Annotated in this window: 15 protein-coding genes and 1 pseudogene; 8 read left to right on the forward strand and 8 right to left on the reverse strand. The window is 38.2% G+C overall.

Going from position 1 to position 25142, the window contains the following annotated elements; translation table 11 throughout:
* Positions 1-28 precede the first annotated feature (28 nt).
* Positions 29-943, forward strand: a complete 915-nt coding sequence (locus tag LEP1GSC199_RS14315) for a M23 family metallopeptidase (RefSeq protein ID WP_002986202.1) — start codon at positions 29-31, stop codon at positions 941-943.
* A gap of 33 nt (positions 944-976) precedes the next feature.
* Here the strand turns inward: LEP1GSC199_RS14315 and LEP1GSC199_RS14320 are convergent, their stop codons facing one another.
* The 3 genes from LEP1GSC199_RS14320 to dnaE all read right to left on the reverse strand — a co-directional run bounded on the left by LEP1GSC199_RS14320 (position 977) and on the right by dnaE (position 7558).
* Positions 977-2875 (reverse strand): AMP-dependent synthetase/ligase, encoded by a 1899-nt coding sequence (locus tag LEP1GSC199_RS14320; protein WP_002986483.1) that lies wholly within the window; start codon positions 2873-2875, stop codon positions 977-979.
* 79 nt (positions 2876-2954) lie between these two features.
* Positions 2955-4007 (reverse strand): AraC family transcriptional regulator, encoded by a 1053-nt coding sequence (locus LEP1GSC199_RS14325; RefSeq protein WP_002986575.1) that lies wholly within the window; start codon positions 4005-4007, stop codon positions 2955-2957.
* A 53-nt stretch (positions 4008-4060) separates the two neighbouring features.
* The gene (gene dnaE / locus LEP1GSC199_RS14330; RefSeq protein ID WP_039926956.1) at positions 4061-7558 is read right to left on the reverse strand and encodes a DNA polymerase III subunit alpha; all 3498 of its coding nucleotides are present in this window, start codon (positions 7556-7558) and stop codon (positions 4061-4063) included.
* Between the two features lie 163 nt (positions 7559-7721).
* Between dnaE and cobT the strand changes: the two genes are divergently transcribed.
* Genes cobT through LEP1GSC199_RS14345 form a run of 3 tightly spaced genes read left to right on the forward strand, consistent with a single transcriptional unit; the run spans position 7722 to position 10185 of the window.
* Entirely contained in the window at positions 7722-8777 is a 1056-nt protein-coding gene (cobT, locus tag LEP1GSC199_RS14335) for a nicotinate-nucleotide--dimethylbenzimidazole phosphoribosyltransferase (RefSeq protein WP_002986244.1), read from the forward strand.
* Positions 8778-8785: 8 nt separating this feature from the next.
* On the forward strand, positions 8786-9607 hold the full coding sequence (locus LEP1GSC199_RS14340; protein WP_039926932.1) for an adenosylcobinamide-GDP ribazoletransferase: 822 nt from the start codon (positions 8786-8788) through the stop codon (positions 9605-9607).
* Positions 9592-10185: a histidine phosphatase family protein gene (locus LEP1GSC199_RS14345; RefSeq protein WP_002986214.1), complete on the forward strand. Its 594-nt coding sequence runs from the start codon at positions 9592-9594 to the stop codon at positions 10183-10185. Before LEP1GSC199_RS14340 ends, LEP1GSC199_RS14345 begins: the two co-directional genes overlap by 16 nt.
* A gap of 67 nt (positions 10186-10252) precedes the next feature.
* On the opposite strand, the gene gatB is transcribed toward LEP1GSC199_RS14345, so the two are convergent.
* The 5 genes and pseudogenes from gatB to LEP1GSC199_RS14370 all read right to left on the reverse strand — a co-directional run bounded on the left by gatB (position 10253) and on the right by LEP1GSC199_RS14370 (position 18881).
* A complete protein-coding gene (gatB, locus tag LEP1GSC199_RS14350) occupies positions 10253-11716 on the reverse strand; it encodes an Asp-tRNA(Asn)/Glu-tRNA(Gln) amidotransferase subunit GatB (RefSeq protein ID WP_002986438.1) in 1464 nt (487 codons plus the stop codon).
* 59 nt (positions 11717-11775) lie between these two features.
* Positions 11776-12879: a bacteriohemerythrin gene (locus LEP1GSC199_RS14355; protein WP_002986313.1), complete on the reverse strand. Its 1104-nt coding sequence runs from the start codon at positions 12877-12879 to the stop codon at positions 11776-11778.
* A 191-nt stretch (positions 12880-13070) separates the two neighbouring features.
* Entirely contained in the window at positions 13071-14546 is a 1476-nt protein-coding gene (locus LEP1GSC199_RS14360; RefSeq protein ID WP_002986554.1) for an aldehyde dehydrogenase family protein, read from the reverse strand.
* An 86-nt stretch (positions 14547-14632) separates the two neighbouring features.
* A complete protein-coding gene (locus LEP1GSC199_RS14365; protein WP_039926936.1) occupies positions 14633-16777 on the reverse strand; it encodes a 7TM diverse intracellular signaling domain-containing protein in 2145 nt (714 codons plus the stop codon).
* A pseudogene (locus LEP1GSC199_RS14370) lies at positions 16765-18881 on the reverse strand (adenylate/guanylate cyclase domain-containing protein). Before LEP1GSC199_RS14370 ends, LEP1GSC199_RS14365 begins: the two are co-directional and overlap by 13 nt.
* 113 nt (positions 18882-18994) lie before the next feature.
* Between LEP1GSC199_RS14370 and LEP1GSC199_RS14375 the strand changes: the two are divergent.
* Genes LEP1GSC199_RS14375 through LEP1GSC199_RS14390 form a run of 4 tightly spaced genes read left to right on the forward strand, consistent with a single transcriptional unit; the run spans position 18995 to position 25140 of the window.
* Positions 18995-20236, forward strand: coding sequence for a FliG C-terminal domain-containing protein (locus LEP1GSC199_RS14375; RefSeq protein ID WP_002986283.1), 1242 nt, complete (start codon positions 18995-18997; stop codon positions 20234-20236).
* Positions 20237-20240: 4 nt separating this feature from the next.
* Entirely contained in the window at positions 20241-21164 is a 924-nt protein-coding gene (gene fliH / locus LEP1GSC199_RS14380; protein WP_002973208.1) for a flagellar assembly protein FliH, read from the forward strand.
* Complete coding sequence (locus tag LEP1GSC199_RS14385) at positions 21161-23146, forward strand: sensor histidine kinase (RefSeq protein WP_002986343.1); 1986 nt, start codon at positions 21161-21163, stop codon at positions 23144-23146. Before fliH ends, LEP1GSC199_RS14385 begins: the two co-directional genes overlap by 4 nt.
* Complete coding sequence (locus LEP1GSC199_RS14390) at positions 23143-25140, forward strand: 7TM-DISM domain-containing protein (protein ID WP_002986231.1); 1998 nt, start codon at positions 23143-23145, stop codon at positions 25138-25140. The genes LEP1GSC199_RS14385 and LEP1GSC199_RS14390 overlap by 4 nt, the downstream gene beginning before the upstream one ends.
* The last annotated feature ends 2 nt before the right edge of the window (positions 25141-25142 follow it).

The following is a 25142-nucleotide window of genomic DNA, read 5'->3' on the forward strand; positions in this document are numbered from 1 at the left end:
AGGAACCTGCCAGGAGACTTCTCTAAACATGAGAAGTATTGTTGTAGTATTGAGTCTCTTGGCAAGTTTTATTTTAGCAGATGAACCGGTCTCTGATACAAAACCGGAGTTTGTTTGGCCAATCCAAGGTTTAGAATTACCTGGTCTCATCACAAGTACCTTTGGTGAGTCCAGAAAGGACCATTTTCACAATGGATTGGATATTTCTTCCGTTTTACAACCTGTCAAAAGTATGAGCCAGGGGTTTATCCTATACTCCCGTTATGCGGAAGATGACCCCTTCGAAGAGGAACGTGGTTCGGGCAATATTGTCTGGATTGCACATAAAAACGGTTATGTGAGTGGTTACTACCATCTAGGTGGAACAAGAAATGAAACAGTACGGATAAATAAACTTGTCTCTGCTGGCGATACCATTGGAATCTCAGGAAACACGGGACATTCCACGGGAGGGCATTTACATTTTGTCTTGGGAAAGGATTACGGAAAAACCCTGCTTGATCCTCTCACCTACCTTCCCCCCGTAGAAGACACAATGCCTCCACAAATTGCCAATCTCTTCATTCATGTGGGTGAAAATTACACAAATTTAAACGATGGTGACAATATCAATGTTTCCAAGGCTTTTCCACTCACAGTGAGTATCATTGACGGTGGAGTAAAAAACAGCCAACGAAGGGGTGTGAAGGAAGTGAAGTTCCTTTTTAACGGAGAGGCTTACAAACAAGCAACCTTTGGATCCTTACGATTTGACTCTGGGAAATGGAAAACCAAAGAGGGACATAGTTTTGATGATTTATTTTTTAAGGACCGATATTTGGTCGGAGTGCTCAATTTAAAAGCAGGGGAAAATACAATCAAAGTACAAACGAAAGATTTTAGCGGAAAAGAATCGGAAAGAGGTTTCAGCATTAACATAACAAGAATTAGCGGAGGAAACTAAATCCTCCCCTAATCTTTTAAATTTAGAAAATCTTTAGTTGTTGGAATACAATTTAGAAATTTCTGATTTGTATTTGTCTGTGATTACATGTCGTTTTAAAGATAGCTTTGCCGTGAGTTCATCTCCCACTTCAAATGGTTTTGGCAAAATTACAACACCCACAACCCTTTCAAAAGACTTAAATCCGGTCTGTGCATTCACCTTGGTTTTGATTTCCGTTTCAATTTTTTGAATCACTTCTTTTTTGTTCCAGAATTCTCCTGTGAGCGGTTCTTCAAATCGAGAAATGTTGGGATACACAAGAACACTCAGATACTTTTGGTCTTGTCCAACCACCATACACTGATCAATCCATTCTGATTCTAAAATTTTTGACTCAATAGGAACTGGCTCCACATTTTCACCACCTAACAAAACAATGGTTTCCTTAGACCGTCCTACAATTCGTAAATTGTGATTTGCGGTAAAAATTCCCAAGTCACCAGTATTCAACCAACCATCCACCAAAACCTTATTCGTTGCATCTGGATTTTTATAATATCCAGCCATTACTTGTTTTCCTTTTACATGGATCTCACCCTTACGTCCAAATACAAATTTACCGACTTCCGTATCTAAAAAAACTTCACCAGTATGTAAATCAACAAGTCTTAAATGAGTTTTTGGGAATATCCTTCCGACAGAACCAGGGATGATTTCATCGAAAGTCCGCATAGCAAGTACAGGTGCCGTTTCTGTCATCCCATAACCTTCTAACACAGGAATTCCAATGGTATTAAAGAACTCATCTACATGATAAGGAAGAGCTCCACCACCAGAACAAGAGCCCTTTAGTTCCCCACCCGTTGCCTTTCGAATCTTAGATAGAACCAAAAAATCAAAAAACAAATGAGGCAAACTCACCAAAAAAAATCGATACAAGTGGTATACAAAACGAATGGACTGTTTCCAGAAAACAACAGGATGGATGTCCAAAATATTTCCTGTTATGATTTGTCTTGAAACGAAAAATCTTTTGGCAAAGAACATAGCAATTTGAAACATCTTTTGTTTCACAGTCGAAGACTTGGCAAGTGTTCCGAGAATTCCTGAATAGATACTTTCCCAAAGCCGTGGCGCTGATGCCATAAAGTGGGGTTTTACAAATTTTAAATCTTCTTTTAATGTACGAACACTGCTGTAATAAGTACAAGCTCCATAATACAAACTAAAAATTTCAAAAATTCGTTCAAAAATATGCCAGATAGGAAGTATTGATAGGGTTCTATCACCTTTCTCCAAACGAATCGGGAGGTTTTGCAATTGAAAAAGAATATTTCCTTGTGTTAACATCACACCTTTAGGTGTTCCTGTAGTTCCGGAAGTGTAGATCATTGTGAATAGATCCGATTCTTTAATTGTACTATTCAAAAACAAAGTGTCTGTTGTATCAGCCTTACGAAGTTCCTTTCCTTTAGAGGTTAGCTCCTGTAAGGTGGAAATTTTAATTTTACGGGAACTCATTTCTTTATTTCCCTCTTTGGGAGGGTAGATAATCACAATTTCCTTTAAAAATTCTAACTCAGCTTCCAAACGAATGACCCTTTTGAATACCGCTTCATTTTCCACAAAAAGAATCTTTGATTCTGAATGATTTAGGATGTAAAGTATATCATGGTCTGTTACATCAGATGCTCTTGGCACATCCACAGCACCTAACAGAGTCACTGCGATACTGGTTTGGATCCACTCATAAGCGTTGTCTGCAAAAATTGCCACCTTTTCTCTTTCAGACAAACTCGCCCGCAGCCCAAATGCCAAATCCTTTGCATCCGATAGCAAGTTGTTATAAGTTTTAAACTGGTAAACACCAGCACCGACTCTGGTGGCAAAAGCATTTTTGTGCCCGAATTTCGCTGGAAGATTTAAATAAAAATCGATCATAGTTCGCATTGAATTTCCTCGTTACGAAAGCAATTCTAACGAAGGAAATGAGAACTGTCGTCTTGGAGAATTCTTTGAGACGTTGGATTTAGTTAGATTTTGATTGTTTACGAAATTCGGAAGGGGTAGTACCTACCGTTTCTAAAAAAACTCGATTGAAGGTTGATTTAGAATTGAATCCAACGGAATCAGCAATCGAAAGAATGGACCTCTCTTCTGGTCCCAATAACAAACGTTTTGCCTCATCGATCCTGTATTGATTGATGTATTGGTAGAATCCAAACCCATACCGTTTGTGAAAGTATTCGGAAAGTTGGCCTGGTTTGACTTCTGCCATATCTGCGAGTTTAGAAAGGCTAAGGTCTTCATCACAAAAGACCTTCTCACGCATCAGTTCATATAACTTTTGATCAATGGTTTCTAATTGAACAGATACTAGTTTAGACTTTTCGTATTTATTTCTTTGGATACTATCTCGAACATCACTCACAAAAGGAGTCCAAAGTTCTCGAGTAAAAAAATAAAAATACATTAGGACAGGCAAAAGATAAGCACTGAGTTTACGAAAAAAAGCAATTTGGAATGTAAAACCTATACTTCCGAGTAACAAATCAATCCAAATCAGAAGGATAAACACAAGCGAATAGATGGCTTTTTTTGTAAAGAATACAGACAGGCGAACATTCGGAATCCATTCTTTGACGAGAAATACCCCCACAGAAAGTAAAATAGAAACTTTAATTCCAAAGTTTAGACCCACTATGATGGAACCATATTCTGTACTACTCAAAAGTTCTAAAATTTTCAAACGTTCGATATCAGTTCCCGAATAAAAGGGAATCAAAAAAAGAATTGAGACAATGGCGGGAATAAAATGGTAAACTTTGATTTGGATCGGCTTTTCTAAAAACAAATATTCTAAATACAAATAAAGTAATGTAGAAGATAAAAAAACAAAAGGAATATGGATGAGTGCAATCGATGGAAGATATAGATAAAAACCAGTGAACATAAAGGCCCCGGTGAGTAACCAAAGCCCTGTGGAAAAAAGAATAAAAGACCAAACAAATCCAGAAGCGTTACGGTTGCGGACCAAATTGGAAAGCGACCAAATCAAACAAAATACTGACCCAGACCCCATCCAAAGAAATTCCAATAGCAAAGTTAATGAAAGAGCAGAAGAGTCCACAAACTTTATCCGAACACTCTCACTTCTTCACCAACCGTATAACGAACCGCACCTTTCCCCAAAATGTCTGTTAACATTTTCATCAGATCAGAACTAATTTCGATGGAGAAATGATCATGGGCACGAATAACTTTTTTTTCATCCCCGTTACCCACCAGATGAAAAAAAACAGAAGAGGCACCGCGATGAACCGATAAAATGTCTTGGAGTTTCAAAATCACATCTCGATTTTTTTCTTCCAACATATTGATTGTTAAATGGAGAGTTTTTTCCATTTTCTTTTCAATGGTTACAGAATTTAGTTCTTCTAATTTATTAACTATAATTTGACCTTTTAATTCGGATTCATCCGCATCCAGGCGTTCCAGAATCCCACGAATAAAAACTGTATTGTCTTCTGTGAATAAATGTTTAAATTCTGCGTAGGTTTTTGGAAAAGCAACACATTCGATCTCACCGGTTTGGTCTTCGATCATAAAGTTGACAAATTCTTCTTTTTTCTTAGTGAGTTTTACCACTTTTTTAGAGAGAACCCCTGCGATTTCCACCTTGGATTTAGGTCGCACCTCTTCCAAGTTTTCGATTGTTGTTGGTTTTAATGTTTTTAATTGTTCTGTAAATTTATCTAACGGATGGCCAGAGAGATATAAACCTGTGGTTTCTTTTTCTTTTCGTAGAAGTTCATCCCCATTCCACTCAATTCCATCTTTGGGAAGATTTAGGTTTTCTTCTCCACCACCATTAACACCACCAAACAAAGAAAATTGACCTTCTTTTTCTTCCGCCTGTTTTTTGTTAGCGTAATTGAGAATGATATCTGTTGATTCGGATATTGTTTTTCTTGAATAACCGAAGGAATCGAAGGCGCCACCTTGCGCAAGAGATTCCAATACCTTTTTGTTTGCAAGTCTTGTATCTAACTTCTTTGTAAAGTCTCCCAGTTGGTTGTACCCACCGATGGAGTTGCGATTGGAAATGATATTTTCTGCGGCAAGTTCCCCCACTCCCTTAATGGAAGAAAGCCCAAATCGGACGGTTTTGTCATCGGTGATTTCAAAGGAAATCCCCGACTCTTTGACATCGGGACCTAAAATCCGAATTCCCATCTCTTTGGCGTTGTTGATGTATTTCACTACGTCGGTAATTTTCGAATGATCTCCCGATAATAGAGCCGTTAAATATTCAATGGAATAATTTGCTTTTAAGTAAGCTGTTTGATAAGTAACAAAGGCATAGGCAACCGAGTGCGATTTATTAAATCCATACTCACCGAATTTTTCTAATTGTTCAAAAAGTTCAATGGCTAGTTTTTCATTGATCTTTTTCTCAATAGCACCTTTCACAAATTTTTCTTTTAAGGCAGGGAGTTTCGATTTGTCTTTTTTGGCCATCGCCTTACGAAGAACATCCGAGTCTCCCACAGAGTATCCACCTACAATCCTTGAGATACCCATTACCTGCTCTTGGTATACGACAACACCGTAAGTTTCACCTAACACTTCTGCTAAACTTTCATGAGGAAAAACTACTTTCTTTTTCCCATTTTTACGATCTAAATAATCGTCCAACATTCCCGATCCCATAGGACCAGGACGGTATAATGCAAGTAAGGCGGCTATCTCTTCAAATTTTTGCACCTGAGCCTTGGCAAAAAGGTCACGAATCCCGGAAGAAGAATCTAACTGGAATATACCGAGAACATTTGCTTTTCGTAATAAACTAAATGTGGCCGCATCATCTAAAGGAATTTTATCTAAGTCGAGTAGGATTCCATGACGTTTTTCAATGAGTTTAGTGGCATGATGGATGGTGGTTAAGTTTTTTAAACCTAAAATATCCATCTTGATCAGTCCCACTTGTTCCGACATGTTTTTGTCGTACTGTGTGACTATCGAACGACCTTCCCGACCAGCTTCACTGACTGTGGATAAGGGAACAATTTCTTCTAACGCAGTTGGTGCAATGACAACACCGGCGGCATGCCTTCCCACCTGACGGTAGTTACCTTCCAGTTTTTGAGCAATATAAAAAACTTTTTTATTTAAATCGGATTTTTCTGCAATGTCACGAAGGTCTTTCGAAGTATCAACAGCTTCCTGAATGGTGATTCCCAGTTTTTTGGGGAAAAGTTTACTCATCTCATTCACTTCAGAAAATGGAACATTAAAAACACGAGCCACGTCTTTGATCGCAGCTTTTGCGGCTAGAGATCCAAAGGTGATGATTTGGCCTACTCGATTCTCTCCATATTTTTGTTTGATATAATTAATGACTTCTTCTCGTCTTTCCACACAAAAGTCGGTATCAATATCTGGCATATCCTTTCTATCTGGATTGAGAAATCGTTCAAAAAGTAGATTGTAACGGATGGGATCCACATTGGTAATTCCTAATGCGAATGCAATGATAGATCCAGCAGCAGAGCCGCGTCCCGGTCCCACAGGAATTCCTGCCCGCCTAGCAAAGTTTATATAATCCTGTACAATAAGAAAGTATCCTGCAAAGTGCATATTGCGGATGGTTTGCATTTCATATTCAGTTCTTTCCCGTACAATGGGTGTTATATCCTGATATCTTTCCTTAATTCCTTCCCAGACTAGTTTTTCTAAATAACTATCGGTATCAAAACCAGGAGGAACATCAAAAGGGGGAAGGAGTGGATTTCCAAATTGGAAATTTAACGAACATTTATCACGAATCGCTAATGTATTATAAAATGCATCTTTATGATCTGGGAAAATACTGATCATTTCCGCAGGAGACTTTACATAAAAGTTTTCGTTAAATCCAAAACGCATTTCATCATCAATGTTTTTACGCATTCCGATACGAAGTAATATGTCTTGGGCTTCCCTATCATCCTTAGTGAGAAAGTGTGAATCATTTGTAAGTACAAGAGGAATGCCTGTGCGTTTTGAAAATCCCATAACGGCTTCTGCAACAATGCGTTGTTCAGGAATTCCATGGTCTTGGATTTCCAAATAAAAATCTTCTTTGCGGAAAATTTCGTGCAAACGACCAGCTAACGCATACGCCTTATCTGCTTTACCTTCTAAAATCTTTCGGTTGACTTCACCGGCAAGACAAGCAGTTAAACAAACAAGTCCTTCGCTATATCTCTCCAATAAGTCATAGTCAATTCTTGGTTTGCGATAAAATCCTTCAGTGAAGGATCGGCTTGCAAGTTTTATGATATTTTTATAACCAATTTCGTTTTTGCAAAGTAAGATGATGTGATAAGCACCACCGTCAGCGATTTCATCTAGTTCGGTTTCCGCACTGCGGGAAGGAGTTACGTAAAACTCGCAGCCAATGATAGGTTTGACATCGTGTTTGACCGCTTCTTTATAGAACTCAATGGCTCCATACATGTTTCCATGGTCTGTGATGGCGACAGAACTCATACCCAGTTCCTTCACACGTTTCATCAAATCGCCGATCCGTATGGCTCCGTCCAACATGGAATAGGTAGTATGTAAATGAAGGTGAGCGAAATCTTCCATGGCTTGGTGACATAGTAACTCCAATGGGTTCCTACGTAAAGCGCCCCAAGGATGGAAATTCGGATTTTTTTTGGCCCAAATAGCCAATTCCCAAACCTCCCTACCCCGTCCAAGCCCAAAAACGATGGAAGCGGATACCGGCTCGATTAGACTGGTTTTGTTTATGTCACCATTTTCCCTACCGTCCATTTCTCCCGTAACCAGTGTTTTGCGAAGCACCATCCGCAGCAAAATAGACAATAAAACCAAACCATTGGGTTCTTTAGGTGATTTGGAAACCATTGCCCTACAATTGGCAGAAATCCAAAATACCCTTTCCCCTGAGTTAAAAAATCCAAAACTCATCCTTTTTGCTGCAGACCATGGAATTACAGAAGAACCTGTCTCCTTATATCCTAAAGATGTCACTTGGCAGATGGTTTTGAATTTTTTATCTGGGGGTGCTTGTGCCAATGTCTTCGCCAAACACAGTCATATTGATGTGGAAGTTGTGGATGCAGGAGTAGACCACGATTGGGCAGAAAATGCCCCAAAACCAATTGAGAGAAAGATTGGTAAAGGAACTTCTAATTTCCTGAAAGCGAAGGCGATGTCACGGGTAGAGGCTAAAGAAACCATTTTAAGTGGGATAGACCTTTTGAACGAAAAACGATATGAATTCACCAACATTTTTTTATTTGGCGAAATGGGAATTGGGAATACGTCTGCAGCATCTCTTATCCTATCCCATCTAACAGATATTCCACTGAGAAAACTTGTTGGACGAGGAACAGGTTTAAATAACAGCGGAAAAGAACATAAATTCAAAATCCTTTCGGAGGCATTCCAAAGAACAGGAAAACTAAATGATCCATTAGAAGTCCTTTCTGAATTTGGTGGTTTTGAAATCGGAATGATGGCAGGTGCTATGATTGGTTCTGCATCACAGAGAAAAACATTTGTTGTGGATGGATTTATCACAACAGCGGCTTTTGCAATTGCTTTTGCACTAAACCCGACAGTAAAAGACTACGCCATTTTTTCACATCTATCAGAAGAAGAAGGACATACTGTAGTTTTAGAACACTGGAAAATAAGACCCCTGCTTAGACTCAATCTTCGTTTAGGAGAGGGAAGCGGTGCTCTTGCAGCTTATCCACTCATTGAACTCAGTGTTAAATTTCTAAATGAAATGGCGTCTTTCGCTGATGCTGGTGTTAGCAATTCGGATTCAAAATAAAATTTTATATGCAATTTTTATTAAGAGAAATTCGCCTATTCTTTGTTTGTTTGTCTTTTCTCTCCAGAATTCCCTCTCCTCAGTGGATTGGTTTTCAGGAAGAATGGTTACATAAATCAATCAAATACTCACCAACTGTGGGAATAATGCTCGGAACCTTACAATGGTTTGCGTATATTATTTTCCAATTGTTTTTGGGTCCCAGTATTGCCTTTGTCATCTCGTTAGGGTTTTTATTAATCCTAACAGGTGCCTTTCACGAAGATGGATTTTCTGATTTTTGTGACGGGATTGGCGGAGGTTGGAAAAGAGAAGATATCCTTCGGATCATGAAAGATAGCCGTGTTGGTAGTTTTGGAGCTGCCGGGATTTCTCTACTACTCGTTCTAAAAATTTTAGGAGCCTCGGAGTCCCTTGCATCCACTGGATTTCGTTTGCATCATATACAATATTTCTGGAATGACCAACTGACTTCCGTTTGGTTATATTTCATTTCAGCACATAGTTTGAGTCGCTTTTTTTCAGTCCTTATGATGTTACTCCTTCCCTATGCTAAAGAAGAAGGTTATGCAAAACCAATGGCAAAAGAAATTACTTGGTCGCAAACTCTATTTGCAAGTCTTGCGGGACTAATTCCTTTTCTATTGTTATCTTACCAACATCCTTATTTTTTAATGAGTTTGGTTTTTATCATTCCGAGTTTATACTATATGTATTCTCTGATGAAACGTTGGATTGACGGTTTTACAGGCGATTGTTTAGGAGCAGTCCAACAAGTAGTAGAAACTTGTATTTGGATTTCGGGAGTGTTTGTATGGACCTCTATTTAATTCGCCATCCAGAAACCATTGCTCCCAAAGGAACTTGTTATGGTCGAACCGACTTCCCTCTCAAATACCCTGTGGAAGATACAGCGGATTCTACTTTTCCTCATTTACCGCCAAACTTTGATCATTTCCTCTCGAGTCCAGCACCCAGAGCTTTAAAATTATCTTCCGCACTTCTGTCCAAATACAAACTTTCTACAATAGACCATTCCTTAATACCAACTGACGAACGTTTGTGGGAAATGAATTTTGGAGATTGGGATGGAAAACTTTGGGAAGAAATTCCTAGAAAAGAAACAATCCCTTGGATGAAGGATTTTGTCAATGCCAAGACTCCCGGAGGAGAAGCCTTTACAGATCTTATCTTTCGTATGGATTCGTTTTTAGAAGATTGGAAGGCAGGTGGACACTTACGAACCCATTGGGAAACAAACAACAATCAATCACTACGATCGCTCATTGTTGTTTGTCACTCCGGTCCAATCCGAGCAGTTCTTTGTAAACAATTCGGAACTCCCTACGAAGAAGCATTCAAATCTCCCGTGGACTTCGGATCGGTCCACAAAATAGAAATCACCTAATATCCGCTAAGTGGCGGAGAGGGCTGGTGATTTCACCAGCCTATCGTTATCAAGAAGTTGAAGTAAACTATACCTTCTTTTTTTCTCCGAGTGGACCTAACTTAGCAAGAATCAGTTCATTCACAAGTTTTGGGTCTGCCTTTCCTTTAGTTTCTTTCATGACTCCACCAACGATAGCACCAAGCACTCGATCTTTTCCGTTTTTCCAACCTTCCACTGATTCTGGTTGAGCCTCAATCACTCGTATTACAATTTCTTCTAATGCTTTGTCATCCCGAACTACTTTTAAACCTTTGGATTCCACAATGGCTTCCGGTTGGTCTTTTGTGGTTAACATATCTTCAAAAATAGATTTTGCGATTTTACCAGTGATTTCTCCTGAATTGATGAGTTTCACAAGTTTACCAATACGTAATGGATCAATGGCAAATTCCTGAATGGAAATGTTTTCTTTGTTAACAATTCCAAGGATTTCATCCTTTACCCAGTTGGATGTTTTTTTAGCATCCCCAGAGATAAGAAGTGCTTCTTCAAAGTATTCAGCAATCTCACGTTCGCTCGTAAGCACTTCAGCATCATAATCAGGAAGTCCCAGTTCCGTTTTGTATCTTTCTTTTTTTTGTCTAGGGAGTTCAGGTAAAGTTTTACGAATGTCTTCAATAAAAGAATCAGAAATTTGAATGGTTGGTAGATCTGGTTCAGGAAAATAACGATAGTCATGACTCATTTCTTTGGAACGCATCGGAATGGTTTTGAGTAAAGTAGCATCCCAAAGTTTTGTCATCTGACGAAATGACTCACCACGAGAATACACATCCTTTTGCCATTCGATTTCATAGTCTATCGCTTGTTTTACGGCCTTAAAAGAGTTGAGGTTTTTAATTTCTACACGAGTTCGAAAACCTTTTTCACCAATATGTCGAATGGAAACGTTAGCATCACAACGAAGTGACCCTTCTTCCATATTACAATCCGATACTTGAATGTATCGTAAAATTGTTTTTAGTTCATTTAAATAAACATAAGCTTCATCAGAAGAACGTAAGTCAGGTTCCGAAACAATTTCAATGAGAGGGGTTCCTGCACGATTGTAATCTACATAAGACCTGTTGATGGATGGATCATGAGAATGGATTAGTTTTCCCGCATCCTCTTCCATATGAATACGAGTGAGGGGGATGAACTTTTCTTCTGTTTCCCCTTTCAATTTGATATGGATTCCACCTTGCGTTGCATAAGGTTTATCAAACTGAGAAATCTGGTATCCTTTAGGTAAATCAGGGTAAAAATAATTTTTACGATCAAATTTTGTAAAACGTGTGATCTCACATCCAAGAGCAACACCGGCACGAACGGCTTTTTCGAGAACCACTTCGTTTAACACTGGCAATGTGCCAGGTAATGCCACACAAAGTGTTGAAATATGAGTATTGGGGCTACCACCGAATTCGTTTGTGGCCGTAGAAAAAATTTTAGATAGAGTGTTGAGCTGGACGTGAACTTCCAGACCGATGATGACTTCGTATTCCATGGGTTTGAAAACAGGATTTTCCCGGAAAATGAACCTGGCAATTCAATTTCCGACAGAAATTAATCTAGCGGGTCAGGCGCCGATTGCATAACCAGTTTATATAGGTTTTTTTGCTCCCGAGAGATGCTAATTTCGCCAGTTTGGTGCAGTTTTTTCGTAAACTCAGAAAGTTCTCTCACTCGAGATTCAAAAGCCAGACCAATTTTTTTATCCTCAAGGGCAATATGGGACAAAAGCCAATTTCGCAAATCCTGGACCAAATGTAATCCAGCCCGCGGATTTCCTAATTTAAATTCATCGTTTCTTGTTTTGATAAAATCAATAAACCGTTTGTGTTGGTTCATGTGGTTGACCACATCGGTATATCGAAAGTAACGCATAATTTTATCTTCCACACCAAAATGGTCTTTTGTATATTCAATTGCTGCGGCGATGACCTTATGGAAGGTATCACTAGCACTATCACCTAACTTTAGTGAATGGTCCAATTCAACGATCATTTTCAAAAGCCAAATGTGTTGCAAATCGATGATAGGAATTCCCGTAGAAAGATTATATGTTTTCCATATATTTCTGATTTCTTGAATGGTATCAATGGATTGTTCGTGAAGCGAAATATGTGTTGTATCCATTTGTATAATGTTTTGATAAATCAAAAGTTGTTCTTTAGAAATTGGATATTTTCCTGACTTTAAAATTTCGTTACAGTACGACTTTAAATCAATACCACTTGCTTTAAAGAACTCTGCATAATCGGTATCATCATGTAAAATATGTTGGAAAAGCCATTTTTTGAGAATTTGTAAAATACCCAGAGCAGCCATCTGGTTATCTTTTGCTTCATAATATTTTTCCGTTAACCGTTCTACAAATTTGCGATGGCCTTGGATATGTTCTGAAAATTTGGGATAGTTAAAATGTTCAAGGATATCTTCTTCTAATGCAAAATGTTCTGCCACATAATCCAAAGCTTTTCGAAAGGACGAATGAACATCAACTTCGGATCCCTCTTTTTCTGATGCAACAATGGTTTCTTCTAGTTCTAAGATGATATGAACCAACCAAACATGTTGTAAGTCAATGATGGGAATTCCGAGATGGAAAGGTTCACTTAACCATGTGATTCGTAAGGAATCTAAATGTGCGGAGTAATCCTTTTGCATAGTTCCACAAAAATAATCACGAGTGCGATGTCACTGAATTAGAATCATTTTAGGAATTGATATTTATCAGTACTTTCTAAAAAACGAGAATGTTGATTAAAGGATGAGAAGTTACGAAGATTTTGTAGCGAATTCAGGAGGTGCACTCCCGAGTATTCCCCAGGAGTGCGTTATCTTTAAGCGTAATTAGACTAAACGAAAAATTTAGTGGTTAACTTTACCATAAGTCTCACAAAACCAGAGTAAGGTGGATACATCAATTTAGCGATGGATGCCTTAGGAGTTTGTAAAACAGATCTTTCATGCGAAAAGGTTTTGAAACCAAAAATTCCATGGTAACTACCATGACCAGAATGGTTTACTCCACCGAAGGGAAGATTTGGATTCACTAAGTGAAGGATCACATCATTGATGACTGCCCCACCAGAACTTGTCCTACGAAGCACATATTTAGATGTACTTCTCCTTTTTGTGAAAATATACAAGGCCAATGGTTTTGGTTTTTCATTGATGATATGGATGGCTTCATCCAAAGTTTTGTAAGTGATGATTGGAAGGAGTGGTCCAAAAATTTCATCTTCCATAATACGGGCATCTAAAGTCACATTCGTAAGAATGGTTGGTGCAATAAAGTTATCAGAACTTCTTGTTTCTCCACCATAAGCAACTTTGGCACCTTTTTTCACCGCATCTTCAATATAAGAAGAAACTCTTCCAAAGTTCTTTGCGTTCACAATACGGCAAAAATCTGCACTTGCTGTGAAATTTTCAGGTTTGGATTTAAAGAAACTTTCGGTTGTTTCCTTGGCATTTTTTACAAATTCATCTACTTTGGATTCAGGAATCAAAAGATAATCGGGGGCAACACAGGTTTGTCCTGCATTTAAAAATTTTCCCCACATAATTCTTTCTGCAGCCACTTTCATATCGGCATCTTCTGCAACAATGGAAGGCGACTTGCCACCTAACTCTAACGTTACGCTTGTGAGATTTTTTGCTGCAGCAGCCATAACAATTTTACCAACAGGAGTAGAGCCAGTAAAAAAGATATGATCGAAAGGTACTTCGAGGAGTGCTGTGGCAACAGCAACATCTCCTTCAAATACAGCCACTTCCTCCTCAGAGAATACTTCACTTAACATCGCTTTGATGACATCCGCAGTATGTGGAGTGAACTCAGAAGGTTTTAACATCACAGTGTTACCCGCAGCAATCGCAGCTGCCAAAGGGGCAATCGCTAGATGAAATGGATAATTCCAAGGAGCAATGATGAGACAAACACCTTTGGGCTCATAAACGATACGACTGGTTGCCCCAAGTAAAGTGGGCGGTGTCATTACGTTTTTTGGGCGCATCCAATGTTTTACATGGCGGATGGCATCATTGATCTCTGCAATGGTCGGAAGAATTTCCGTAATGTCTACTTCTCCGGCTGATTTTTTAAAATCGGAGTGGAGAGCCGTTTGGATCTCTTTTTGGTATTTAAGGACAACGTCTTTTAGTTTCTTTAGTTTTGTAATTCGAGTTTTGAAATTCGACAATCGAAGTTGCAAAGCCTTTGCCTTCTGCGCTTTGAAAATACGGTCAATATCGGATGGAGTAAAACTTTTTGTTTGGATCACAGCCTTTCCAGTGGTAGGGGCTTGTGTAAGAGTAGCTTGGGTCATTGGGAATCTCCGTATTACTGACTCTCGTTCATTTAGAGAGGAAGTTCAAGAACTTTTTCATAAATCGGGGCGAATCTATGTCTTTTTTATGCCAAAAATCCCTTCCCAAACCCGGGGGGAGGTCCGTTTTGTGCATACAATTCCGTGCGTTCCAAATACAATTTTGCCGCTTTGTCAGAAGGATCGATACCAAAAACAGCGCGAAATCCTGCGCCGGCCTTTTCAAACTCCCCATCCCAAAACAAATTTACACTTTCTTCAAACTGATCTTTTGTTTTTAACTTTAAATCAAAAGATTCTTCCACACCTTCCACCAACACTTGCGCGATCCCTATTAACTTTTGTTTGGCTGGAATCTTAATAAAATCTAACAAACGGTGTGGATAGGAATCAGGATGTTTTAATTCAAGGAGTGCATCTAAACTTAAAATAATTTTGGCACCGTATTTTTTGGTCATGGATTCTAATGAGTTGGCAACACCCATCGAATCGGAGAGAACTGCGGACTCAATCCTTTGTTCTTCACCAATAATACCTAACATAAGCTCCCCAAAATGAATCCCCACTCCGATTTGAATGTCGCCGATCCGGTGGGGTTTTGATTCTTTGTTCCATCTTGCAATTGTTTTGTGCATTTCAATACCAGCAGACAAAGCATCTTCCGGTTGTTTTTCAAACAAAGCAAAAATGGCATCTCCCACATACTTTTCAATAAATCCATTATGAGACCTGATGGTAGGCCCCACTTGGCGCAAATAATCATTCAGAAAAAGAAATGTTTCTTCAGGGCTTAAAGTTTCAGAGATAGCGGTAAAATCACGAATATCAGAAGACAATACTGACATTTGTTTTACGATAAAATCTCCACGTTTGACCCTGGTTTTAGATTGTTGAGAAAATAATTGAATGAGTCGTAAAGGTACAAACTTCGCATATACTTGGTTAGATGCCTCTAGCCGATTATTTACTTCAATTAATTCTGTCGTTAAAGTATCCATAGAAGAATAAAACCGAGCATTCCTTCTCGCAAGGAGAATACTCTGAAACAAAAAGAATACAAAAAGAGAAAATGGCATAATCGGTTGGGATTGAAACCAATAATTCCCAGCCATCAAATCATGGGTAGACCCAAGCATAAGTAACAGTGATCCATAAAATACCAAACTACTATCTCTCTTTTTCTGGCGGTAGATCTTAAGAATTACATAAAAAGAACATACACTAAAAAATAGAATCACCACTTGTGAAAAAATATTTGTTTTGGTGAAGAGTTTAGCATCTGTTAAAACTACAAAGGAAACATAACAAGCAGTAATACTCCAACACGAGTACAACATCCATTTCGGAACTTCCGAACGGCCGGGAAATAAACTCTTCAAATACCCTAAGAAAAAACACACAAGCAGAGGTGCCGATGTATAATCTAATACTTGCATCCAATGCCAAGAGAAATCTGGAAATGCATAAATGATATAGTAGTTATCGAGTACAACAAGTCGCAGCCCAGTGAACAGACAAAACAAAGCAAAAAAAAGGGAACTTTTCTCTTCCCTACGAAAGAAAAAAACAGTCAGCTGGTAGAGAGCCATGGTCAACATAGCACCAAAAACAAATACCTCTCCCGCCGAATAAATTAATGATTCGTTTTGAATGACTTCTTTGGTTCCAATTTCAATTGGTTTTCTGTACCCACCACGAGCATGATGAAAATTACTGACCACAAAGAGTATTTCTTGTTCATAGTCTTCTGGTTGAAAGGATACATATTGGATTTGGTATTTGGGAATGGCACTTAGTTCATCCGCTCCCACCTTTCCAGAACTCGCTATTTTTTGACGATTGATATAGAGTTCGTAGGAACTCGTTGCTGGTTGTACTCGAAGATAATAACGAATGTTTGGATCTGGAACTCTAAATGTTAGGCGGAATACCGCATAACCATCGCCACCTTCTCCTTCCGGTCGGTAAGAATTCCAAGAAGAAGGAACTTTAACATAAATTTTGTTCGGTTCCTTTATTTTTTCAAATAAACTTTCGCCATAAACTTCTCCCCAATACAATTCCCATTCGCCACTAGTGGAAAGTTTTTTATGATCTTTTACATACTCAGGAGGAAGTTCCAGATAACCTTTGATCGCCTCAGGAGAAGTGCCAAAATTGCAGGAACATAATACAAATATAGAAATAAAAAATATAAAAACCGATGAGATGGTTTTCACTATTTTTCCCATGCAGATACCCCATCCCAATCTTCACCAACACCTGCGGTTTGGTAGTATTCGCATCTTTCAATATAAATTTGTGCTGCCAAATCTTCAGGATTGTTTGCAAATACAGCACGAAATCCTTCCAATGCAGAAACAAAATCAGCACGTTCATAATCAAAAATCGCCGCTTCAAATTGTTCTCTATTTTCAATTTTTTTATTAGAAATTGCATCGATGTCGGGAATCAAAACCTCGGCAATCATTACTGTTTCTTGTTTTCCTTTAACTCGCACAAAATCCAAAATCCGATAAGGAATTGTATCTAAATCTTCGTGCAACATAAGAGATGTTAGGCTAACCAAAATTCTTGCACCATATTTTTTTGTTAAACCTTGAATACGACTCGAAAGATTGACAGTATCAGAAATCACCGTAGATTCGAATCTTTCTTCTTCTCCCAAAATTCCGAGCATGGTATCCCCTGAATGGATTCCAATTCCAGCATGTAGTGGTAAATAACCGAAAGTTATCCTACGTTCATTATATTTTTCTAATTCCCATTGGATATCTTCAGCGGCCTTGATTGAATTCTGAATCCCCCCGTCAAACAATGCCATGATGGCACTTCCAATATATTTATCGATAAAACCATTATTTTTGCGAACACAAGGCCCAATCCGTCCTAAATAAGAATTGGTAAATAACATTCTATTTTCAAGAGGTATAGAATAAATAATATCCCAATATTCCCAAATATCTGCAAACAAAACTGTAATTTCCCTTTCGCTACTATCACCTAACCGAACTTCTTCGATACTTTCCTTACCTAAATGTGTTAAAAAGTCGCGGGGAATAAATTTAGCGTAAAATCGATTTGTTAAAATAAACTGTTCGTTGATAGTTTCAAATTCTTCTTTTAAAAGTATTTTTTTACGAAAGGTTCTTGCCGTACGAAGTGTAACAATTGTAGATTGCACACCAAAAAACAAAAACACAGCAATTTGCGATAATGTGGAATCTCCCCCCCCCCACTATACGCAAGGAAAACATCATAAACAAAACCAACAAATAATATCAAATATCCTAAAAAGAAAATTCCAGCATCCGGCAATCCTTTGGTTACCATCTGGTACAATCGAATCCCCAAAAAAACCGCATATACAATTCCCAACACTTGAAAAACGACTTCAAATTGAGTATATACTTCCGGTTTAATAATCAAACCATAAACTAACATAAACTGTACGTAGGCGCTAAAGTATAAAATGATTTTTGTATCAATAAAACGAGGGAAAAGGCCATCCACAAACCATAAAAAGAGTATTCCCAATACGAACACAGATGCATATTCCGCATAAATTACTAAATCCCAAGGTATATTGGGAAACATTGCATAAATGGTTTTACTTCCAATAAAGGGGATCCTAACCGCAAAAACCAAACAGAAGAACCCGAAATAAAAAGCTTCTCTCTGTTTGTTGCGATAGAAAAATAAAATAAAATGATACAAACCAAACATGAATATAGCGCCTGTTAAAGCTAAATCCATAGTACTTTGTGCCAAAATATAGTTTTGAACACTTTCTGCGAGCCCAAATACAGGTGCATTCGGAAGGCCACCCTCTTTGTGATGAAAGTTGCTAACTTCAATACGAATCTGGAGTTTGTCCTTTGCAGAAATTGTGAAACTTTGACCTTGGGCACTCGGAGTTGTAGTTTCTTTCGTATGACCAGGAACACCTGACACCAAACTTCTGTTACCCGCAATCAGTCGAAATGCCGTGCGAACTTCAGGTAAATAAACCGAATAAATCTGAGTTTCTTCCGGAAGTTTGATATCTAGCACATAAGTACCGAATCCCTTACCGTCTACTGCCCCTGATCGCAATGGTAACTGGTTCCAAAGAGCCGGCACTGGGAGATAAGTGGGAGCAGTTGCATCGGAAGGAACATCGAACTCCTCCGGAAAATATTTCCAATCCCCCTGGAGTGCAACCGCAGAACCAGATTCAAAAGGAAATGTTCGCAAATCCAATTCACCCGAATGAACCTGGGGCGAGGGAGCAACCATACGACAAGCCGTTGCCAAAAATGCAATGGAGAGATAGATTAATGTCTGACGGGTCATCCCTAACCTTCAGAGACTCGAAGGACACGAATTTGGAAAGGAAGTTTTCGAATTAAAAAAAATAATATTTTTTGGTTTGTACGACCACAATGATTACCTATTATGTCTCTTAAATGAAATCTTCTTCCGGATCCAATAAAGCCGCCCTTGCCTACCAAATCTTAGGTCGCTATTTACCGGATGAAGTGTTCTCTCATTTGAGTGATTCCGAGATCGAATCCCTTCTCTTAAAAGTAGAGTCCAATCCATCCCCAACTAAGGGACAGGAAAAAGACATCCTCCTTTCCTTCACGCGTTTCCTCCAAAAAAAAGGAAATCAAGGAACCGCAAGAAACCCAAACCAAGCTAACTTTGGCGGTGCCGGCTCGAAGGGCGGGTATACGAATTACGATAATAACCCAAAATCCTCGGATGGGTATGATGGCAGACTAGGCAGTCGGAATGGAAACGAAGGCGAATATACAAATAACGCATATTCCCCTAAACAAGGGGGGAAAACGGATCCTGCCTTCGGAAATTCACCTATCGAGGGCGGTTTTACGAATAACAACGATAATCCCCAATCCCAGAGTGTGGGCGGGAAATATGCGCATAGCGAACATCCAGACACAAACGAATTGTATTCCCTCCTCCAAGAAATCTTAAAAGAGGAAGATTCTAAGTCGGGTGTTCCGCTTTGGCCCGAACTTCCGACTTATTCTTTGGAAATGCTCCGAAACCTGACCATGGACGAATCCTCCGAGGTTGTGGCCCGAATTCTTAGTTTTTCTGATCCGGAAACGGCTTCTGAGGTTCTAGCGGAATACCCGGAAAACCACAGGGAAGATATCATTTTAGCACTTTCCGAAATTGATTACCATTCGGACCGGGAAAGGGACCAATTGGAGCGATTTCTCCGGTTCAAAATGGAACTCATTCAGAAAAAAATGCCCGTTTCGAAAATCCGCAGCCGCAAGGCAAAAACCGCGGGGGAAATTCTCACTCGACTTCCTTTTTTACCATCTCAAAATTTAATTGAACGAATTCAGAAAAAAAGCCCAGAATATGCCGAAACTATAGTAGAACACTACTTTCGTTTGGAAGACCTCCTTCATTTAGGAAGGACGAGCCTCACTCGGTTCTTTTCTGAGATCCATCCTCTTGTCCTTGCTTGTGCATTGAAAGGAGTGGAGACAGATTTTCGTGATCAAGTTTATTCCAATTTGGAATCTTGGCTTGTGAAAGAAATTAAGATCGAATGGGATTCGTTAGGTCCTGTCTCTTTAGCAGAAATCGAAGAAGCCCAAAAGGGAATCTTGGATAGACTACGTGAGGCAATGGATGAAGGCAAAGTGAAACTCTGGAGATTGAAGTAAGGATATGGCAAAACTCGTCTTTAAACCCATTCAAATTGCCGACTTACAAGAAGAAGTTGAGATTCAACTTCCTGATAAGTACAAAAAGTTCCATAAAACCGACGAACAAGAAGACTTCGAGATAGACCAAGAAGGGAATATCATCGAACAATACCAAGGTCCATCGATTGAAGAAATCGAAGCGGAACTACAAAGGTATCGCCAAGAGACAGAAGAACAAGTTCGTCAATTATTAGAAGACGCCAAAAAACAAGCCAAAGCCATTGAAGAAGAAGGAAGAACTAAAGCCTTCCAAATGGTCCAGGACTCCAAAGAAAAAATTAAATTAGAAGAAGACTCTGGCCGTGCCAAAGCGGAACAAATCTTAGATCGTGCGAAGATGGAAGTCGAACGTATGATCAAAGAAGCCGAAATGAAACAGGCGGAGATTGAACACGAGGCATACCAAAAAGGTTACGATGCAGGTCGTGAAGTAGGATTCAAAAAAGGCCAAGGGGAAGTGAGACGACTCATTGACCGACTAGGAACTATCATTGGTAAGGCGATCGACATTCGTGAAGAAATGATTGCTGCTTCTGAAAAACAAATGGTAGAAATGATCCTTGTCATTGCAAGAAAAGTAATCAAAGACGAAATTATTGAACGTAAAGAAATTGTACTAAACAACATTCGCGAAGCAATGAAACGAATTAAAGATCGAGACAGAATTGATATTCGTGTTAACTTTGCTGACTTGGAGCTTACAACAGCACATAAGGACGAACTCATCAAACTTATGGAATCACTCCGAAAGGTCAATATCTACGAGGATTCTCGAGTGGATCGTGGTGGAGTTATCATCGAAACAGATGTGGGAGCTATCGACGCAAGGATCTCTACGCAGCTCAAAGAAATCGAAGAGGCCATTCGAAACGTCGAACCGATATGATTTCGAAAACCCGTATTTACAAACTCGTATTCGGGTTCGCATTGATTTTGTCACCAGCTACATTCAGTTTGGTGGCGGAACCTTGCGGGACCATGATCACATCCTTCGAAAGACCTGTTGTTTTAAAAACAGATTGGTTATTTAGGAAGGGTGACAACTTAGATTGGCGTGATGAATCAGTCGAAGAATCATTTTGGGTTAAACGATCTGTTCCCGATTATGGAATTTCAAAAACAGAAAACCTAACAGGATATCACTGGTATCGCTGTTCATTCTATTTACCAGAAAACTATACAACCCCTGTAGAACCGATTGCAATCCAACTCGGCCGGATCAGAGATATTGATGAGTTTTTTCTAAATGGAACACTAATTGATAAAACAGGAACCGTTTTACCGAAAATAGAAGTAGATTTCCAAAAAATCCGAATTTATTCCCTACCGACTCACCTTCTCAAACCGGGCCTCAACGTGATGGCAATTCGCATTTATGCAGCGACCAATCTAAATGGACTGAAAGAAGCTCCAATGATTGCCAAAGAACGTCTGTTACGTGAAGAGGTCTTTTCGAAAGAAGCATTTGCAATGGTTTGCGGGTATGTATTTATATTTATGGGGATCTATTTTTTAGTAGGTTCCATTGTTCGCGGTCGAGCCGGAGAGAACTTTTTCTTTGCTCTTTTTTCCATATTTATGGGGATCTATGTTTTACTCAGAACCCAACATCGCGATATTTTATTTGAAAATTTTACTTGGTCTTATGTTACAGAACTTTTAGTCCTCATCTGCCTTCCTGTATTTTTTATCAACTTCATGCATCAGTATTTAAAGATGAAACGGAATGTTGTGTTACTGGTTTACGAAGTATTCCTTTTTGCTTTATTCGTAATCACTTTATTTTTTAGAACTCCTAAGACTTGGATCTTAGTGATTGCTCTCTTTAATTATGCCTTACCAGTGGCAATGGGACTTGTGATTTACTTATTTGTAAACAATGGAAAAACAAACATTGCAAAGGTGAAATACATTCTAATTGGTATTGCCTCGTTGTTGCCTACCATTTTGATCGACAGTCTTTCCGCTTTAGAAATCATCTCGATGCCAGGAACGCTCTATTTAGGATTTTTGATATTCCTTGTAATGATTTCAATCCAACTTTCGAACGATATTGTTTTGGGTTTGGAAAACTTTATCGAACAAGAAAAAGAACTGATCCAAATGGAAAGGGTGAAAACTGGATTTCTTATCAATTTATCCTCAGAATTCAAATCTGGAATGGAAAAAATTAAGAAGGCAATTGACAACATATCTTCCAATCACGGAAAAAATAATGCCAAAGAAGCAACCAAAGTATCTACAAAAACGGCAGCTAAGAAGAAAACCAAATCCAAATCCGGTTCTAAACTAGAGTTAGATCCTGTAAAACAAGCTGAAGATCATATATCTTACATGAGTTTTATGGTAGAAGAAGCAATCCTTCTACGAAAATTAGAAGATAAAACATATATTCCTTTTTATGAAACCTTCTCGGTTGCAGAGTTGATTAGACACTGCGTCTCCAATGTTGAAAACCATTTGGAACAATACAGGAAAACGACTTCTATCGAAGTAAAACCGAATGATTTAGAAGTATATTTTCCAAAAGAATTGTTCTTTTGTATCTTAAGAAATCTAATTGAAAATGCCTATCAATACACCGATCCAAAAACTGACATCGGCATAGAATTTTTTAACCGTGATGGTTATCACCAACTCATTGTTATGGATGAAGGTATGGGACTCAGCCAACTAGAAATGGAAACTATTTTTCAGAAATTTGTTAGAGGATACCGTGATAAAAAAAATGAAATCCCAGGTGCTGGCATTGGTTTAACTTTAGTTGAGGCCACAACAAAATTTCTAGGCGGAACAGTGAGTTTAAAATCAAGCGAAGGTATGGGAGCAAAATTCACAATTCGTATCCCGGAGAAACCTAAAAAATGAAATCCAATGCATTCTATCGAATTTTAATATTTGGTTTCTTTTTACTTACTTACAATTGTTCTCGTTCCACAGATGAAACTACTGTTGTGTTACGTTTGGATGGCGAAGATTGGGGAATATATTTCAATAATAACGCAGACATACTCAGCAATGAATTTAATGCAAACAATTTAGATATTACAACAGTTCCAAGCAACTTTCGAAATTTAAACAGAAGTTACCGAGGAGCCATTTGGATCCGCAAAAGTTTCGACATCACAACGGAACAACACCAAAAATCCTTAGCACTACAACTTGGTAAAATCTACCAATCGGATGAAGTATTTGTCAATGGTGTGCTTATCGGCAAAAACAATTCTGCATTCGGAAAAGATCCTGATGAATTTGCTTTTGGTCGACCAAGGATTTACCCAATTCCTCACGACTTATTATTGGAAGGAGAAAATGTTCTAATAATAAAAATTGATTCCTCATTATCCACTTCAGCTGGAATTATTACTGGACCAATCCGCATTGTTACTTACGAAGAAGCTTTGAATGGAAACCTCTATGACTCTCTCGTAGAACTTATCTTTGTTGGTTTTTATTTATTTATCGCTTTATTTTTCTTTATTAACTTCTTTAACCTAAGAGATAAAAAAGAATATTTAAGTTTTAGTATCTTAGCACTTATTTTTTCTGCGTATGAATTATCGAAAAACGAAGTTCATTTTTTTCTAATCAACCATTTCGTTATATTAAAGTTTATCGAGTATTCTTTTTTGCTCATTCTTCCTTATGGTTTTATTAAATTCATCCAGGATTTCTTTGAACTAAAACCTTTTAAATACCAAAAAATATATCTCCTAACTCAGTTTTTCTTCATAGCTGTTTTTGTTTTAGTGCACAATCCCGTATTCTGGTATAACTTTATCGGTTATTGGGACATTCATTTACTCGTTGTCATTGCTTACGCTATTTATGTTACATTTATCAAACTTCGTGAGCAAACACGAGGGTCGGCAATTCACTTACTTGCGCTTGTTTATTTACTTTATTCTATTTTGAAAGAAATTTTAATCGAAAGAGGATATCTTAACTCTCCATCTTCCCTCGAAACAAGTTTTTTGGTATATTTGATTTTAATGACACTCGCTTTACGATTTCAGTTTTTGATGATGAAACGAAAATTACAAAATCGATATGAAAGATTGAAAGAAGCGGACTCATTACGTGAAAAGATATTTTATTACATGGATGCGATGATTTCAGGCCCTCTAAAATCAATGAAGGACAAACTTATATCCTATCGCGAATCTACCCAAAAAGCTAAGGATAAAAATCTAGTCAAAGAAGTCATAGAAGTTCAATCATCCATTGACAATGTAATGGATGATATCATCGAACTTTCAAGATTGGAAGTTCTCAAAGAAGTACCTTTTAAAGAACAAGTAAACTTCATATCATTTATCAATGAAGTAATCCCCGAAGACGATATAACCTACTCAATTAAAGTTAATCCTGAAACAGAGATCCATAATAGTTTGGATTTAATTAACTCTGTAGTTGTAAGACTAGTTGATTTTCCTCCATTCAAAGAGTTTAATCACAATGATTTGATCATCACACAAGATTTAAGAGGAAATGTTCATTTCCGTTTTTTATTATTTCACAGTAATCCCAAAGTTTCTCAGAGATTATTTAGTGATTTAGTCGAAAATTATAATACATTAACGCCTATAAAAGTAAAATGGGCAATCATACTTGAAATCGTTCGCCTACTCGGTGCAAAGATAGATTTCAAAATCATAAAAAAGAAATATCTCAAAATCGACTTAGGTATTTCTGCGATTGTCCCTGTTTCTGAACTGCAACCTGTGAAGGAATCGCCAAGCACCTCACAATCTTCTGTAGCGAAAACACAAAAGGAAGACTGGAAAGTAACTTTAAAACGTATTTGGAAATTTCTAAAAGAAACTGAAATCAAAATTCCCAATTTTAAAAAGAAAAAATAATT

Origin of the sequence: Leptospira vanthielii serovar Holland str. Waz Holland = ATCC 700522 (assembly GCF_000332455.1) — a bacterium.
Taxonomy (GTDB): domain Bacteria; phylum Spirochaetota; class Leptospiria; order Leptospirales; family Leptospiraceae; genus Leptospira_A; species Leptospira_A vanthielii.